The sequence below is a fragment of the Roseateles albus genome, from assembly GCF_028595345.1.
Lineage (GTDB): Bacteria > Pseudomonadota > Gammaproteobacteria > Burkholderiales > Burkholderiaceae_C > Paucibacter_A > Paucibacter_A albus.
This window is the reverse complement of the sequence record NZ_JAQQXT010000007.1, coordinates 37,123-51,658: the sequence shown is the minus strand read 5'-3', so window position 1 is coordinate 51,658 and position 14,536 is coordinate 37,123. Positions and strand designations below refer to the sequence as shown.

11 protein-coding genes are annotated in these 14,536 nt (G+C 64.6%); 3 read left to right on the top strand and 8 right to left on the bottom strand.

Going from position 1 to position 14,536, the window contains the following annotated elements; translation table 11 throughout:
* Nucleotides 1-72: 72 nt before the first annotated feature.
* Nucleotides 73-1,371 carry a leucine-rich repeat-containing protein kinase family protein gene (locus PRZ03_RS12460; RefSeq protein WP_273600592.1) on the top strand — a complete coding sequence of 433 codons (1,299 nt, stop codon included), beginning with the start codon at nucleotides 73-75 and terminating at the stop codon, nucleotides 1,369-1,371.
* A gap of 52 nt (nucleotides 1,372-1,423) precedes the next feature.
* On the opposite strand, the gene PRZ03_RS12455 is transcribed toward PRZ03_RS12460, so the two are convergent.
* Nucleotides 1,424-4,150, bottom strand: a complete 2,727-nt coding sequence (locus tag PRZ03_RS12455) for a LuxR C-terminal-related transcriptional regulator (RefSeq protein WP_273600591.1) — start codon at nucleotides 4,148-4,150, stop codon at nucleotides 1,424-1,426.
* A 159-nt stretch (nucleotides 4,151-4,309) separates the two neighbouring features.
* Entirely contained in the window at nucleotides 4,310-5,068 is a 759-nt protein-coding gene (locus tag PRZ03_RS12450) for a tRNA-uridine aminocarboxypropyltransferase (protein WP_263532340.1), read from the bottom strand.
* 202 nt (nucleotides 5,069-5,270) lie between these two features.
* Here PRZ03_RS12450 and PRZ03_RS12445 point away from each other — a divergent pair, with 202 nt between their 5' ends.
* Nucleotides 5,271-6,074, top strand: a complete 804-nt coding sequence (locus PRZ03_RS12445; protein WP_273600590.1) for an SGNH/GDSL hydrolase family protein — start codon at nucleotides 5,271-5,273, stop codon at nucleotides 6,072-6,074.
* 54 nt (nucleotides 6,075-6,128) lie between these two features.
* On the opposite strand, the gene PRZ03_RS12440 is transcribed toward PRZ03_RS12445, so the two are convergent.
* On the bottom strand, nucleotides 6,129-7,472 hold the full coding sequence (locus PRZ03_RS12440; RefSeq protein ID WP_273600589.1) for an alpha/beta hydrolase family protein: 1,344 nt from the start codon (nucleotides 7,470-7,472) through the stop codon (nucleotides 6,129-6,131).
* Nucleotides 7,473-7,710: 238 nt separating this feature from the next.
* Here PRZ03_RS12440 and PRZ03_RS12435 point away from each other — a divergent pair, with 238 nt between their 5' ends.
* Entirely contained in the window at nucleotides 7,711-8,589 is an 879-nt protein-coding gene (locus PRZ03_RS12435; protein WP_273600588.1) for an urease accessory protein UreD, read from the top strand.
* 20 nt (nucleotides 8,590-8,609) lie between these two features.
* Here PRZ03_RS12435 and urtE read toward each other — a convergent pair whose 3' ends face one another.
* The 5 genes from urtE to urtA form a co-directional block, all read right to left on the bottom strand.
* On the bottom strand, nucleotides 8,610-9,314 hold the full coding sequence (urtE, locus tag PRZ03_RS12430; protein ID WP_273600587.1) for an urea ABC transporter ATP-binding subunit UrtE: 705 nt from the start codon (nucleotides 9,312-9,314) through the stop codon (nucleotides 8,610-8,612).
* A 12-nt stretch (nucleotides 9,315-9,326) separates the two neighbouring features.
* A complete protein-coding gene (gene urtD, locus PRZ03_RS12425) occupies nucleotides 9,327-10,196 on the bottom strand; it encodes an urea ABC transporter ATP-binding protein UrtD (protein ID WP_273600586.1) in 870 nt (289 codons plus the stop codon).
* Nucleotides 10,193-11,293, bottom strand: a complete 1,101-nt coding sequence (gene urtC / locus PRZ03_RS12420; protein WP_273600585.1) for an urea ABC transporter permease subunit UrtC — start codon at nucleotides 11,291-11,293, stop codon at nucleotides 10,193-10,195. The genes urtD and urtC overlap by 4 nt, the downstream gene beginning before the upstream one ends.
* Before the next feature lie 185 nt (nucleotides 11,294-11,478).
* Nucleotides 11,479-13,077, bottom strand: a complete 1,599-nt coding sequence (gene urtB / locus PRZ03_RS12415) for an urea ABC transporter permease subunit UrtB (RefSeq protein WP_409993958.1) — start codon at nucleotides 13,075-13,077, stop codon at nucleotides 11,479-11,481.
* Nucleotides 13,078-13,105: 28 nt separating this feature from the next.
* Complete coding sequence (gene urtA, locus PRZ03_RS12410; RefSeq protein ID WP_263532945.1) at nucleotides 13,106-14,377, bottom strand: urea ABC transporter substrate-binding protein; 1,272 nt, start codon at nucleotides 14,375-14,377, stop codon at nucleotides 13,106-13,108.
* Nucleotides 14,378-14,536 lie beyond the last annotated feature (159 nt).

The window sequence follows — 14,536 nt, the reverse complement described above, 5'->3', positions numbered from 1 at the left end:
TTCGCGGCGGATTCAAGGGCCGGGTCAGGCGCGACAATCCGGCCCTTCCACGCTTTTCTTGCTCGCCCACCCATGCACACCCTGGCCCAATTACGCAACGGCGAACTCGCGGGCATCACCCGACTTGATTTGTCTTGCGGCCTGACCGAACTGCCGCCCGAAGTCTTCGCCCTGGCCGACAGCCTGGAGGTGCTCAATCTAAGTGGCAACGCGCTCAGCAGCCTGCCAGACGATCTGCCCCGCCTGCACAAGCTCAAGGTGATCTTCTGCGCGGAGAACCGCTTCACCGAGGTGCCCGAGGTGCTGGGCGCCTGCGCGGCCTTGAGCATGGTCGGCTTCAAGTCCAATCAGCTGACCCGCCTGCCCGCGGCTTCTCTGCCGGCGCAGCTGCGCTGGTTGATCTTGACCGACAACCATCTGAGCGAACTCCCGGCCGAGCTGGGCGAGCGGGGGCAACTGCAAAAACTGGCGCTGGCGGGCAATCAACTGAGTCACTTGCCCGAGTCGATGGCGCAATGCCGCGCCTTGGGCCTCTTGCGGATGTCGGCCAATCGCTTCGAGCACATCCCGCCCTGGCTGCTGGACTTGCCCAATTTGGCCTGGTTGGCGGTGGGCGGCAACCCTTGGGGCTCGCAACGCGAGTCTCATGTGCTTGAGCAGTCAACACTGCCCGATCTCGACTGGGCGGCGCTGCAAATGGGGGCGCTGCTGGGCCAGGGCGCGTCCGGCGTGATTCATGCGGCGCATTGGCCGGCCGGGCCGGCACATGAACGTGAATTGGCCGTCAAGGTCTTCAAGGGCGAGGTCACCAGCGACGGCTGGCCACACAGCGAATGGGCGGCCAGTCTGGCCGCCGGCCTGCACCCGCATCTGATAGCAGCCAGCGCGCGCTTGCTTAGCCATCCGCAAGGTGCCGAGGGCTTGGTGATGCCGCGCATCGGCCCCGAGTTCATTACCCTGGCCGGCCCGCCCAGCCTGAGCTCATGTACCCGCGATGTTTGCCCGGCTTCGCTGCAGATGGGCGAAGAAGTCCTGCGGCAGATGGCACGCGGTGTCGTCGATGCGGCCCGCCACTTGCATGGGCGCGGCATCTCGCATGGCGACCTCTATGCCCACAATCTGCTCTGGGACGGCCGGGGTGGGGTCCACCTCGGTGACTTTGGCGCCGCCAGCTTGCTGCCCGAACATCTCAGCGGGGCCGAGCGCCAGCGCTTTGAGCGGCTGGAGGTCTTGGCTTTTGGCCACCTGCTCGAGGAGTGGTTGACTCGCTGCCCGGATGCGGCGCCCGATCTGCATCGGCTGCAAGCGGCTTGCGTGCAGGCCGATGCGGCCGCGCGGCCCCTGTTTGCGGACCTGGCTGCAGCTTTGTAATTACGCCGGCCAACGACGGCTGGCGGCCGCGCAGTAGAGAGTTTTCAGCCGCTTAGCTGACCCAGCCGCGCTCGCGCGCGATGAACACGGCATGCGTGCGGTTGCGCGCATCCAGCTTGTGGTTGACGTTGCGCAGATGGAACTTCACCGTCGGCTCGGAAATCTGCAAGCTGTTGGCTATCTGCTTATTGGGCATGCCGGCCGACAGACATTGCAGGATTTGCAGTTCACGCGGCGACAAAGCGCATTCGCTTCGCGGAGCTATCGGCGCTGTTGGCGTTGTCGTCGCCGTGACCATGGCGGTATGAATTTGGGCCAGGGCTATCAGAGGCTCGGCGGCGGGCGCTTCCGCCATGCTCAGCTCCTGCAGCAAATTCTTCCCAAGCACCCGCTCCAGCACCGCCAGCAAACGCGGCGCGGCGCCGATGCGCAGCGCCTCCAACATGCTCACCAACTGCGGCCCTTCCTCCAGATAGCTGGCGCGCAGGCCCAACTCGGCCTCGCTCAAGAGCAGCTCGCTGAGCAGGGCCAGGGCCTCGCTGTCGCGGCCTAGGCGCTGCAAGGCCTGAGCCTGCAAAAGCCCGAGTTTGATCTGGCGCCGGCGCCGGCCCAGGCTTCTGGCCTTCAAGCGTTTGACCGAGCAAGCCTCCAGCACCTGCTCGGCGCGGCCCTCGCGCAGGCCCAGGCGCAGGCCGGCCAAGGCCTGGTCCTCCACATCATTGATGGGCGTCATGCGGTCGGCGGCAAAGTCCCAGGCCGCCGGCAGCAGGCTCAGGCGTTCGGGCGCCATCGGGTGGCCATGGTCGAACTGATGCAGCACCTGGTACTGCTGCTCCAGCCGCATCGGTGCCACGATGCGCGTCAGGCCAAGCGAGCGGCCCAACTCGATGCCGGCATGGATCAGCGCCGCGGCTTCGGCATATTGGCCGGCCCGGCACAGCGCGCGCGACAAGATCCGGTGCGTGATGACGATGGCGTCCAGAAACACCAGCTCGGCCGAGAGGTCCAGGTATTCGCGCGCCAAACTTTCTGCCCGCTCAAATTCGCCCAGCTCATACAGCGCACCGGCCAGGTAAACGCCCACGTAAGCGGTGCTGGCGCTGTGGCGGCCGCTGAGGCGGCTCAGCTCGGCCAGCGCCGGCTCCAGCTGGGCCACCACTTCCAGCGCGCGGCCCTGGGCCAGCAAGGTGTAGGTGCTGATGCCGTAGCTGAAAGTGGTGCCGTAGACGCTGCCTATGCGCTTGAACAGCGCCAGGCCCCGGCCGGAACTCTCCAAGGCCGCGTCGAAGCGGTGCGAGCAGAGGTCGACATAGGCGTGGATGCTGCGAAACGTCGCCTCGCTGAGGCCGCTCAGGGTCAGGTCTTGATACTGCTTGAGCGCCTGCTCGCATTCACCCAGCCGGTCCATCAGGACCAGGGACAGTGGCCCCAGCATCCGGTACTCGGCCATGCTCTGCACGGCAGGCACTTGCCGCAACTGCTCGGCCAATTGGCCGGCCTGGCTGTACTGGTAGCTGAAGATATAAATCCAGCACAGCGCGACCTGCAGGTTCGGATGAGCTTGCAGCACGGCCTGGGGTATCTGGCCCAGCCAATGCCTGCAGCTGCTGATGTGGCCGCGTGCCAAGGCCTGCCAGATGTAGCCGGTCAAGATGTCGCAGGCCTGGCTGTGGTTGCCCGCATTCAGCGCATGTTCGATCGCGGCGTCGGCGTCGCCGGTTTGCAAAAACCAGTCGGCCGCGCGCTGGTGCAGATCGGCCAGCCATTCGGGGTAGTCCTCGCGCAGCTTGCGCTGCAAGAACTCGGCAAACAGCGGGTGGTAGCGGAACTCGGTGCCGGCCGCGCCCATGCGCAGCACGAACAGACTCTGCGCCTCCAGCTGGCGCAAGAGCGTGGCCGCATTGGCAATCTGGCCCACGGCATTGCAGATGCCGGGCCCGAGCTGCTTGACGAAGCTGGTGCGCAGCAAAAAGGTCTTGATCTCTTCGGACTGATCCCAGAACACCTCTTCGTAGAGGTAACGGCCAATGTCGGCGGTCTGCTCGCAGAAATTCTCGATGAAGCCGGGTTTGTCGCCACGCCCTTTGAGCGCCAGTGCGGCCAGCTGCAGGCCGGCCGGCCAGCCCTCGGTGGCGTGCAGCAGGCGGCGCACGCTGGGCGCGTCGAGCTGCAGCTGATGGCGTTGGTTCAAAAACAGCTCGGCCTGCTCGAGATCGAAACTCAGCTCGGCCATGCCGATCTGCAGCAGCCGCCCTTGCGCCTTGAGCTTGTACAGGCGCAGCAGCGGCGCGTTGCGGGCGGTGATGAATAGCTTGCAATGGGCGGGCAGGCGCTCTATCAAACGCTGCATCAGGTCAACCGCACGCGCCTCGCGCAAATGGTCAAAGTCGTCCAGAAAAATAGCGGTCGGCTGCTGGATCGCCGCAATCGCGTCGAGCACGTCTTGACCCAGGCGCGAGCCGGTGTAGCGCGCATCCATCAAATTCGGCGCCGGCTCGCCCGGTCGGCCGTCGGCAGCGCTGCTGCTGGGCAGCGCAGATTGCAAGAGCGCACACAGGCGCTCGACATGGTTGTCGTCTGCGCTCAGCTGCAGCCAGGCGGTGGCAAAGCCCTTGGCCCGCAGGCGCTCATGCAGGCACAGCATGGCGGTGGTTTTGCCGAAGCCGGCCGGTGCAATCGCCAGCACCAAGGACACTTCGGCGCATTCCTCCAACCAGGCACCGAGATTGGGGTTGTCGACCAGATGACGACTGAGTTGGGGCGCGGCGAGAGGGGACATGTCAACGGGGCAGCAGAGAGTTGGGTGGTGGCAGCGGCGGCAAGCGTAGCCGATTCTGGTGCCGGCGCTGCTGCGTGAAAGTCCCGAGACTCGGTACTTGCACAGCAGGAATCGACCGAAGCGGGGCCGCAGCTCGCGGATCGAAGCTGATGCCGTGGTTCAGGCCAGCACGGGCGCCGGCGGCTGCCCTGCCAACTCACGCAGGCGCTGGTGCGCAGCGTCGTCCCAGTCGATAGGCTGCTGGTTCTTGGCTTGCAAATAATGGTGGCTGAAGACGTCCAGATACACCTCCAGCGTCTGCGCGGCAAGCTCCTCGCCGGCCAAGCTCAGGCATAGCGAGGCGACCTCGCTGGTGCAGAAATGATCATCCCGGCGCGAGCGTCGCAGCTTGTACTGCGAGATCTGCGCCAGCTCCAGGCTGAGCACCGGCAAGGCGTCCAGATAGGGGCTCTTGCGGAACATCTTGCGGGCCTCGCTCCAGGTGCCGTCCAGCAAGATGAAGAGCGGGCGTTTGGGCGGCTGAGCGTCGCCCGCATGGTCCAAGTTGACGCTGTGCACCACCCGCTCAGGCTCGACAAACTCGCCCGGGAACACCACAAAAGGCTGCCACTGCGGGTCCTTCAACAGCGTCAGCAAGGCCGGGTCGGTCTCGGTGCGCGCCCAGCCGAAAGCGAAGGTATCGGCCACCATATCGGCAATCAGCCAGCCGGTATTGCTGGGTTTGAGCGGCTCGACGTCGGCCATCAAGAGGCACATGCCGGCACGCGTCGGCACCGAAGGGCGCAGTGCGCACATGCAATGCGTGACGCTCAGCCGGCAGTCGGCGCAGCGATCGCGCTTGAAGCCACCACGGGCGAGAAAAGGTTTGCTGCTGCGCGCCAAGCGAGCGGCGCGCAAAAGTGAGACGGCGTGGGGCATGGGTAAGTGGGAGGTTCGGGAGGTCCGAGCGCTGACGCGCATGCGCCAGAGCGCGCAGTGTCGCATCTCCCCTGTTTGCAGCCCGGCCCGCTCGGCCCGCCCGGCCGCTGCCATCCGTTCGAGAACGCACAGACCCGGCCGCGCGGCGGGCTCAGGCTCCAGCTTCCACCTTGTCAGCGAGCTTCACGCACGAGGCGCATCCATGCACGCACACCGCAAGACCCGCCCGCCCGCAAATCTAGGCCCTTGGCAGCGCCTGCTGTTGCTCTGGCTGCTGGGGCCGCTGCTGTGGCTGCAGGCTCGGCATGTGCGTCGCATCACGCCGCGCATGCCCGAGCCGCCGGGGCAGCGCGCCGGCAGCGCCGGCCAGGGGTCACTGATCCGGCTTTTGGTGGCGGGTGACTCAGGCGCTGCGGGCGTCGGCGCGCCGACGCAGGAGCAGGCGCTGTGTGGCCAACTGGTGCGACGCCTGAGCCGGCATCACAGGGTCGAGTGGTGCGTGCTGGCGGTCAATGGGCTGGACTCGCCGGGCCTGCACCAACTGCTGCTGGACACGCCTGAGGCGGCCTTCGATGTGGTTGTGCTGTCCATGGGCGCCAATGACGCGACCGCCCTGTGCGCGCCCTTGCAATGGGCGTGCTGGCAGAGCCGGCTGGCCGATCTCATCGCCTTGCGCTTCGCGCCTGCGCTGTTGATGCACAGCGCCGTGCCGCCCATGCACGCCTGCTTGGCGCTGCCGCAGCCGCTGCGCTGGTTCATGGGCCGCTGGGCGCAACAGATGAACCTCAGCTTGGCCGCGCTGCTGATCGAAAAAGTGGGGCGCAGCATGCATTGGCATCCCAGCACGACGACCACGGCCGGCATGGCCGCCGATGGTTTCCACCCCAGCGCGGCCGGCTATGCGCTCTGGGCCGAGGGCTTGAGCCAGCATATTCTGGCGGCGCAGATTGCCTCACGGCATCACCCGGACCTCAAGCCCTGCAGCGCAGCGGCTATTGCTCATTGAAAGCCGCTGCGAGCGCGCCGAGCCCAGTAGGTGAGCGGGTGGGAAGCCCCCGCCTCAAGGTCCTCGATTTCCCCCAGCCGGCATCTCGATAAACATTCCTGCTGCCGGAAGCTTCTGCCCTTTGATCCAGTCGGCAGCTAGGTCGAACAGCTTCGCGGAATAGGCCATTGCCACACCGTCGGCGGTTTGGATCGGCTCGATCAAACCATGGTCGGCTTGCGGGAAGAGCACCACGGCGATGTTTGGTCGTTGCAGCTGAATCTGGCGCAGGATCGCTTGAGTGCCGGCGTTAGGCGCCTGGCGATCGCTGCCGCCCAGCAGCCAAAGCTGGCGCGATTTGACCGCCTCGATCACGGGGCGGGGCTCATAGTCGAAGCTCAAGCCTTGCGCCATGGCGGGGCCCTTGGTCTTGATGTCCTCGGAGCTGAATTTCAAAAAGATGCCGGTGTAGGAGCGTGGCTGTATGGCCTCCAGCCAGGGCGCGCCGGCATGTTTGGCTTTGAATGCGTCCAGCTCCGCAAAGCCTTCGCGCATATTGGAGCGCACGATGTTTTCGGTGATTGCTGTCAGCGCCTTGGCCTCGGCCAGCACGGCGGCATCGAAGCCCGCCTCCCGGACTTGCTGCTCCACCAGCGCCTGGTCCTGGGCGATCGGGCCCTCGGCCATGGCGAAGGCAGCAATGATGAAATCCAGATTGACCAGCGTCGCGGTCAGTGGCGCCACCCAGCCGCCTTGGCTCGCGCCAATCACGCCGACCGAGCGGATGTCCGGCGCCAGGCGCCGGGCCGCCCGGACTGCGGCAGCAGTGTCGCGTGCGCGGGCCTGGAAGTCGGACAGCGCTGCGCCAGCGGACGCACCCGTCCCTCGCTTGTCATACACAAAGACGGCAATACCCCGGCGGGCGAGCTCGTACTGCCAGACGCTGTCATCGGTGGAAGGGTCGTTGTTGGAACCCTCGACCCACACGGCCAGCGACTGAGCACGGCCACCCGGCGGCAGGACCAGCTTGCCATGCAGCTTGACGCCGTCGCTGTAGAAGCTCGTTTCTTTCTCGAGCAGGGGCAAACGAAGTGCCTGCTCGGCAAGCTGGCCTTGCATCGTCGCCAAGGTCATCTTGCCGGCGCTGCAAGGCTCGAACTTGATCTGCAAACTTGCAGTGCCGAACGTGCCGTCCTCTGCCTCCTGCAGGTTCCCGAATTGGCCGTTCGAGAGGGTGTATTGCAGGCCGCGAGGCTGGCCCCCGAAGCCGGTGATCGTCACCGACCTGCCCGCCGGCAGGGTGTAGACACCCAAGAGGCAGCGCAGTTCGGCATCGAGCCGGGTTTGCGGCATGGCGTCCAGCGGTGCAAGGGCTGCGGTGGCAGCAACGACGAGCGCCGCAGCAAGAAAGCTCAGCATGTCCAACTCCTGGGTTTTGATCTGGCGAACGAGCGGCTTAAGGCCAGATGGCGAAAACCTCGTTCTCGTGAAAGCCCCCATGCTGAGCGCCTGGCTCGATCGACACCAGCCACATGCGACACGCTGCATATTGCCTGGGATCGTCGGTAGAGCAGCGCCAGCGACAATGGCGCAAGGCCGCGCTGGCCCTTGATTTTTCTGCCGGTGGCCGGGCGCGGATCTTGCATATAAGCATTCCATGAATAGTTTGACCCCTTGCCCCCCGACAAGTTCGCCCGCCGGCTCTAACTGGCGCGCCGACTTGTCGATTGCTTATGCCTGCGAGCATGGCCGCAGCGTGGCGCGCTATGAGCACAGCGGGCCGCTGCGCATTCTCAAAAGCCTCTACCCCGAAGGCGATGCGGTCTGCCATAACGTCTTGGTTCATCCGCCTGGTGGTTTGGTCGGCGGCGACACCCTGGCGGTTTCTTTGCAAGTGGGCGAGGGCGCGCATGGCCTCGTCACCACGCCAGGCGCCACGCGCTTTTATCGCAGCGAAGCGGGTGCCGTCGCCACTCAGGCGGTGCGCGCCACGCTGGCTGCGGGCGCGCGGCTCGAGTGGCTGCCGCTGGAGGCCTTGGCCTATCCCGGCTGCGAGGCGCGCAACGAAGCGCGTTTTGCGCTGGCGCCGGGGGCCGAGATGATGTGTTGGGACATCACCGCTTTAGGCCTGCCCGCAGCCGGCCAGCCTTTCGATCGCGGGCGCTTCGCTCAACATCTGGAGGTCGAAGGCGTTTGGCTGGAGCAAGGGGTGATCGCGGCCGATGACGCTTTGCTGATGAATGGCCTGCTCGGTCTGGCGGGGCGGCGTTGCCTGGCCACCTTGGTGTTCGCGGCCGGCTCAGGCATCAGCCGTACTCGTCAGGAGCGGGCGCTTGATGCCGTGCGTGCGCTGATCGAGACCCATTCTTTGCGTGAGTTTGCCGGCGTCACCGCGCCACATGGGCAGGTGCTGGTCTTGCGTGCCTTGAGCGAGCTGACGGAACCGAGCCTGGATCTGCTGCGCCAGGCATGGGCCCTGTGGCGGCACGAGCTCTGGGGCATGCCGTCCGCGCCGCCGCGCCTGTGGTCCATGTGAATGGCGATGTAGACAAGAAACTAAATCGACACGATCTGCCGCACGCCTTTGCTGACCATTTCGCTGCGCGTGCCCTGTGAGATCACCGCGCCGCGCTCCAGCACCAGGTAGTCATCGGCGAGCTCTTCGGCAAAGTCGTAATACTGCTCGCACAGCAACACCGCCATGCGCTGACCGTTCAAGCCATGGTCGGCCAGCTGGCGAATGATGCGGCCGATGTCTTTGATGATATTGGGCTGTATGCCTTCGGTCGGCTCATCCAGGATCAGCAACTTCGGCCCGGCCGCCAGCGCGCGCGCAATCGCGAGCTGCTGCTGCTGGCCGCCCGACAGATCGCCGCCGCGCCGTTGCAGCATTTGCTTGAGTACCGGGAACAGCTCGAACAAATGCGGCGGAATCGGCGTGCCACCGGGCAGGGTGGCCAGGCCCATGCGCAGGTTCTCTTCCACCGTCAGGCGGGCAAAAATCTCGCGGCCCTGCGGCACATAGCCGATGCCGGCGCGAGCACGCTCGTAGGGTGCCAGCTTGGTGATGTTGCGCCCGTCGAACAGCACTTCGCCGCTCTTGATCGGCACCAAGCCCATCAAGGACTTCAGCAGCGAAGTCTTGCCCACGCCGTTGCGGCCCAAGAGCACGGTGATGCGGCCAGCGCTGGCGCTGACGCTGACATCGCGCAAGATGTGCGAGCCGCTGTAATACTGATGAATGTTTTTGGCTTGCAGCATGATGCTTCTCACTTATCTCCCGAGGTAGACCTCGATCACCCGCTCGTCCGCCTGCACTTGGGCCAGCGTGCCCTGGGCCAGCACCGCGCCCTCACACAGCACCGTGACGATCTCCGAGATGCGCGCGATGAAGCTCATGTCATGCTCGACCACGATCAAGGAGTGTTTGCCTTTGAGCGACAAGAACAGCTCCGCCGTGCGTTCGGTTTCCTGGTCCGTCATCCCTGCCACCGGCTCGTCCAGCAGCAGCAGCTTGGGCTCTTGCATCAAGAGCATGCCGATCTCCAGCCATTGCTTCTGGCCATGGCTGAGCAGGCCGGCCGGGCGCTGCCATTGATCGGTCAGTTGGATCAGGGTCAGCACCTCGCCGAGCCGGTCGCGCTGCACGCCGCTGAGCCGGTGCCATAGGGCGGAGGCCACACCGCGTGGCGACTTGAGCGCCAGCTCCAGGTTCTCGAACACGGTCAACGCCTCGAACACGGTCGGCTTTTGGAACTTGCGGCCTATGCCCAGGCCGGCGATCTCGGCCTCGCTGTGGCGCAAGAGGTCTATGGTGCTGCCGAAGAAAACTTGGCCGGCGTCAGGGCGGGTCTTGCCGGTGATGATGTCCATCATCGTGGTCTTGCCGGCGCCGTTGGGACCGATGATGCAGCGCAGCTCGCCGGGGGCAATGTCCAGCGACAGCTTGTTGATGGCGCGAAAGCCATCGAAGGACACACTGACGTCTTCCAGGTAGAGGATGCGGCCATGCGCCAGATCCAAGGCGCCGGGCTCATGCACACGCGAATAGCCAGCGTTGCGGCCGCCCGAGCTGCCCTGTTCTTGCACTTCCTTTTTGCGCTGCAGCCGCTCGCTGCCTTGCTCCATCAGGTCGGGGGTCATGATGTCTTGCCTTTGGATTTGATTTGCCCGACCAGGCCCGCCAAGCCATGCGGCAGGAACAGCGTGACCGCAATGAACAGCGCGCCCAGAAAATAGAGCCAGATCTCCGGCGCGCTGACCGTCAACCAGCTCTTGGCGCCGTTGACCAGGAAGGCGCCGACGATAGGGCCCAGTAGCGTGCCGCGCCCGCCGACCGCCGCCCACACCGCGATCTCGATCGAATTGGCCACGCTCATCTCGCTCGGGTTGATGATGCCGACCTGCGGCACATAGAGCGCACCGGCCACGCCGCACATCACGGCAGACAGCGTCCAGATGGCGAGCTTGTAGGCGAACGGCGAGTAGCCGCAGAACATCAGCCGGGATTCGGCGTCACGCACCGCTTGCAGCACGCGGCCGAACTTGCTGCGCGTCAGCCAGCGCGCCAGCAAATAGCAGCCCAGCAGGGCCAGGCCGCTCATGACGAACAAGACCATGCGCATCTGCGGTGTCGCAATCGTCAGGCCGGCAATGCGTTTGAAATCGGTGAAACCGTTGTTGCCGCCGAAGCCGGTCTCGTTGCGGAAGAACAGCAGCATCGCCGCATAGGTCAGCGCTTGCGTGATGATGGAGAAGTAGACGCCCTTGATGCGCGAGCGAAAAGCAAAGAAGCCGAACACAAAAGCCACCAGCCCGGGCACCAGCACGATCAAGATAAGGGTGGCCGCGAAGCTGTCGCTCAAAGCCCAATGCCAGGGCAGCGTCTTCCAGTCCAGAAACACCATGAAGTCGGGCAGCGGGCTTTGGTACTGCCCGTCGCTGCCGATCTGGCGCATCAGATACATACCCATCACATAGCCGCCGAGCGCGAAGAACAAGCCGTGGCCCAGGCTCAGGATGCCGGCAAAGCCCCAGATCAGATCCATCGCCAGCGCGCAGATCGCGTAGCACATGAACTTGCCGAGCAGGCCCACTGCATAGTCGCTCAGATGCAAGACCTGACCCTCGGGCACCCAGAGGTTGAGGATGGGTGCCAGCAGGCAGATGATCAGCAGCGCCGTGGCGAAGCTGAGCCAGCCTTTGGGGCTGAGCAGTTGTGTGTGGGGATTCGGTGTCATGTCGATTGCTTGGACAGATGGACTTGGGTGCGACGCGTCAGAGGCTGAGAACTTTTGTAGCGAGCGGCCGTCAGGCTAGGCGGACGGAGCACAGAAACCGGAACGTACTCCCTGTATGTGAGGATTTCGAGCATCCGGCCAACGACGCATGGCGGTCGCGCAGTAAAAAGTTCTCAGCCTCTCAGTCATGCCTCCACCGCCCGCCCCTTCACCGCGAAAATGCCTTGCGGGCGCTTCTGGATGAAGATGATGATGAAAACCAGCACAGCGATCTTGGCCAGCACGGCGCCGACATAACCCTCCAGCAGCTTGTTCAGCATCCCCAAGCCCAGCGCCGCGTAGACGGTGCCGGCCAATTGCCCGACGCCGCCCAGCACCACCACCATGAAGGCGTCAACGATATAGCTCTGGCCCAGGTCCGGCCCGACATTGCCGACCTGGCTCAGCGCGCAGCCGGCCAGGCCGGCGATGCCGGAGCCCAGCGCAAAGGCATAGGTGTCGACGCGGGCGGTGTTGACGCCCATGCAAGAGGCCATGGGCCGGTTTTGCGTCACGCCGCGCACGAACAGGCCCAAGCGCGTGCGCTTGATCAACAGCGTCATACCGCCCAGCACCAGGCCGGCAAAGAGGATGATCATCAGCCGGTTATAGGGCAGGCTCAAGTTCGGCAAAACCTGCCAGCCGCCGCTCATCCAGGCCGGGTTTTCGACGCCGACGTTTTGCGCGCCGAACAGGCTGCGCACCGTCTGCATCAGCATCAGGCTCAAGCCCCAGGTCGCCAGCAGCGACTCCAGCGGCCGCCCGTAGAGCCAGCGCAGCACCAGCCGCTCCATCAGCGCGCCCACGGCAGCAGCAGCGAGGAATGCGGCCGGCAATGCCAGCACCAGGTAATAGTCAAACCAGCTCGGCGGCAGCCATTGGCGAAAAGCCAGGTGCACCAGATAGGTGGCGTAGGCGCCAATCATCATCAGCTCGCCATGCGCCATATTGATCACGCCCATCAGCCCGTAGGTGATGGCCAGGCCCAGCGCCACCAGCAGCAAGATGCTGCCCAGGCTCAGGCCGGTAAACAAGGCGCCCAGGCGTTCGCCCAGGGCCAGCGTGGACTCCAGGCTGCGCAGCGAATTCTTCAAGGCGCTCTTGACGTCGGGGTCGGTTTCTTCCGCCAGGCGTTGGTTCAACAGCAATTGGGTGGCCGGGCTGCGCGAGGCTCCGAGCAGTTTGGCCGCTAGCAGACGCTGCTCCACGACCGGGCTGAAGGACAGCGCAGCGGCTCTTGCCAGCGTCAATTCGCTACGGACTGCGGCGTCGCCTTCTTTTGACAGCGCCATGTCCAGCATGGGCAGATAGTCAATCTTGGCGTCCTGCTGCAGCGAGCGTGCGGCGGCCAGACGCTCAGCCGTAGTCGCCGGCGCGAACAGCTGCAAAACGGCCAGCGCTTGATCCAGCTCGCCACGCAGGCGGTTGTTCAGCATCACGTCGTCCAGCGCGGCTGGCGGCTGGGCCAGCACTTGGCCGGTCAGCGCGTCCTGCATCTGGCCCTTCTCGTCAACGATGAGCAAAAGTTGGCGGGCGGGGTCCAGCTTCACTTGCTCGGCCTTCATGGCCAACAGCAGCCTTGTGCTGCGTTCGTCCGGCGCCGCGACGATCGCTTGCAGCACAGCGCTGCGCTCGTCGCCGTCGCCGGTGGCCAGCGCGAGCGCCTGCTGGGGCGTCATCAAGGCCTGTGTGACGCAAGGCCACAAGAGCAGACCACATAACAATGAATTCAGCAGGCGCTTCATACGGCTAGCTCTTCTCTCAATGACTTACTTACTTCTTCACCGGCTCATCGGGCTTGACGTCATTGCCGGCGATGAAGGGGCTCCATGGCTTGGCCTTGACCGGGGCAGGTGTCTTCCAGACCACATTGAACTGACCGTCGGACTTGATTTCGCCGATGAACACCGACTTGTGCAGATGGTGGTTCTTCTCGTCCATCTTGGAAGTGATGCCGCTGGGTGCGGTGAAGGTCTGGCCGGCCATGGCGGCGATGACCTTGTCCACATCGGTGCTCTTGGCTTTTTCAACCGCCTGCTTCCACATATTGATGCCGATGTAGGTCGCTTCCATCGGGTCATTGGTCAGCGGCCGGTCCTTGTGGCCGGGCAGGTTCTTGGCCTTGGCGTAGGCGGTCCACTTACTGATGAAGTCAGCATTGGCCGGGTTCTTCAGCGACATGAAATAGTTCCAGGCGGCCAGGTGGCCGACCAGCGGCTTCGTGTCCACGCCGCGCAGCTCTTCTTCGCCGACCGAGAAGGCCACCACCGGCACATCCTTGGCCTTCAGGCCGGCATTGCCCAGCTCTTTGTAGAAGGGCACGTTGGAGTCGCCATTGATGGTGGACACCACGGCGGTCTTGCCGCCGGCCGAGAACTTCTTGATGTCGGCGACGATGGTTTGGTAGTCGCTATGGCCAAACGGGGTGTATTTCTCGTCGATGTCGGAATCCTTCACGCCCTTGCTGTTCAGGTAGGCGCGCAGGATCTTGTTGGTCGTGCGGGGGTAGACATAGTCGGTGCCCAGCAGCACCCAGCGCTTTGCCGCGCCGCCGTCCTTGCTCATCAGGTAGTCCACCGCAGGGATGGCCTGCTGGTTCGGCGCGGCGCCGGTGTAGAACACGTTCTTGCTCAGCTCTTCGCCCTCGTACTGCACCGGGTAGAACAGCAGGCCGTTGAGTTCTTCCAAGACCGGCAAGGCCGATTTGCGCGAGACGGAAGTCCAGCAGCCGAAGATCACGGCCACCTTATCTTGGGTCAGCAGCTGCTTGGTCTTCTCGGCAAACAGCGGCCAGTTGGAGGCCGGGTCCACGACCACAGGCTCGAGCTTTTTGCCCAGCACGCCGCCCTTGGCGTTGATCTCGTCGATGGCCATCAAGACGGTGTCCTTGAGGACAGTCTCCGAGATCGCCATCGTGCCGGACAGGCTGTGCAGCACGCCCACCTTGATGGTGTCGGCGGCCTGGGCGTTGAGGCCAGTGAAGCTCAGGCCGGCGACGGCGCTGGCGACGGCCAAGGTCTTGAGGGAGAAGTTGCGGCGTTGCATCATGGTCGATGTGCTCCTGGGAAGGGGGTCTGGTCGGTGTTGGGGGGGCAGGCTTGCCGCAATCGATCGCATTGCGGACGTCCTCAATGTAGGCAGCGCTGCCTGAACGGGATATACGGCGAATGGCGTACACGGGCTGCGGTCCGTCCGCTATCCTTC

Excerpts from the sequence above, each read along its gene's own strand:
- PRZ03_RS12460 (WP_273600592.1), top strand. The coding sequence starts at position 73 with ATGCACACCCTGGCCCAATTACGCAACGGCGAACTCGCGGGCATCACC.
- PRZ03_RS12455 (WP_273600591.1), bottom strand. The coding sequence starts at position 4,150 with ATGTCCCCTCTCGCCGCGCCCCAACTCAGTCGTCATCTGGTCGACAAC.
- PRZ03_RS12450 (WP_263532340.1), bottom strand. The coding sequence starts at position 5,068 with ATGCCCCACGCCGTCTCACTTTTGCGCGCCGCTCGCTTGGCGCGCAGC.
- PRZ03_RS12445 (WP_273600590.1), top strand. The coding sequence starts at position 5,271 with ATGCACGCACACCGCAAGACCCGCCCGCCCGCAAATCTAGGCCCTTGG.
- PRZ03_RS12440 (WP_273600589.1), bottom strand. The coding sequence starts at position 7,472 with ATGCTGAGCTTTCTTGCTGCGGCGCTCGTCGTTGCTGCCACCGCAGCC.
- PRZ03_RS12435 (WP_273600588.1), top strand. The coding sequence starts at position 7,711 with ATGAATAGTTTGACCCCTTGCCCCCCGACAAGTTCGCCCGCCGGCTCT.
- urtE (WP_273600587.1), bottom strand. The coding sequence starts at position 9,314 with ATGCTGCAAGCCAAAAACATTCATCAGTATTACAGCGGCTCGCACATC.
- urtD (WP_273600586.1), bottom strand. The coding sequence starts at position 10,196 with ATGACCCCCGACCTGATGGAGCAAGGCAGCGAGCGGCTGCAGCGCAAA.
- urtC (WP_273600585.1), bottom strand. The coding sequence starts at position 11,293 with ATGACACCGAATCCCCACACACAACTGCTCAGCCCCAAAGGCTGGCTC.
- urtB (WP_409993958.1), bottom strand. The coding sequence starts at position 13,077 with ATGAAGCGCCTGCTGAATTCATTGTTATGTGGTCTGCTCTTGTGGCCT.
- urtA (WP_263532945.1), bottom strand. The coding sequence starts at position 14,377 with ATGCAACGCCGCAACTTCTCCCTCAAGACCTTGGCCGTCGCCAGCGCC.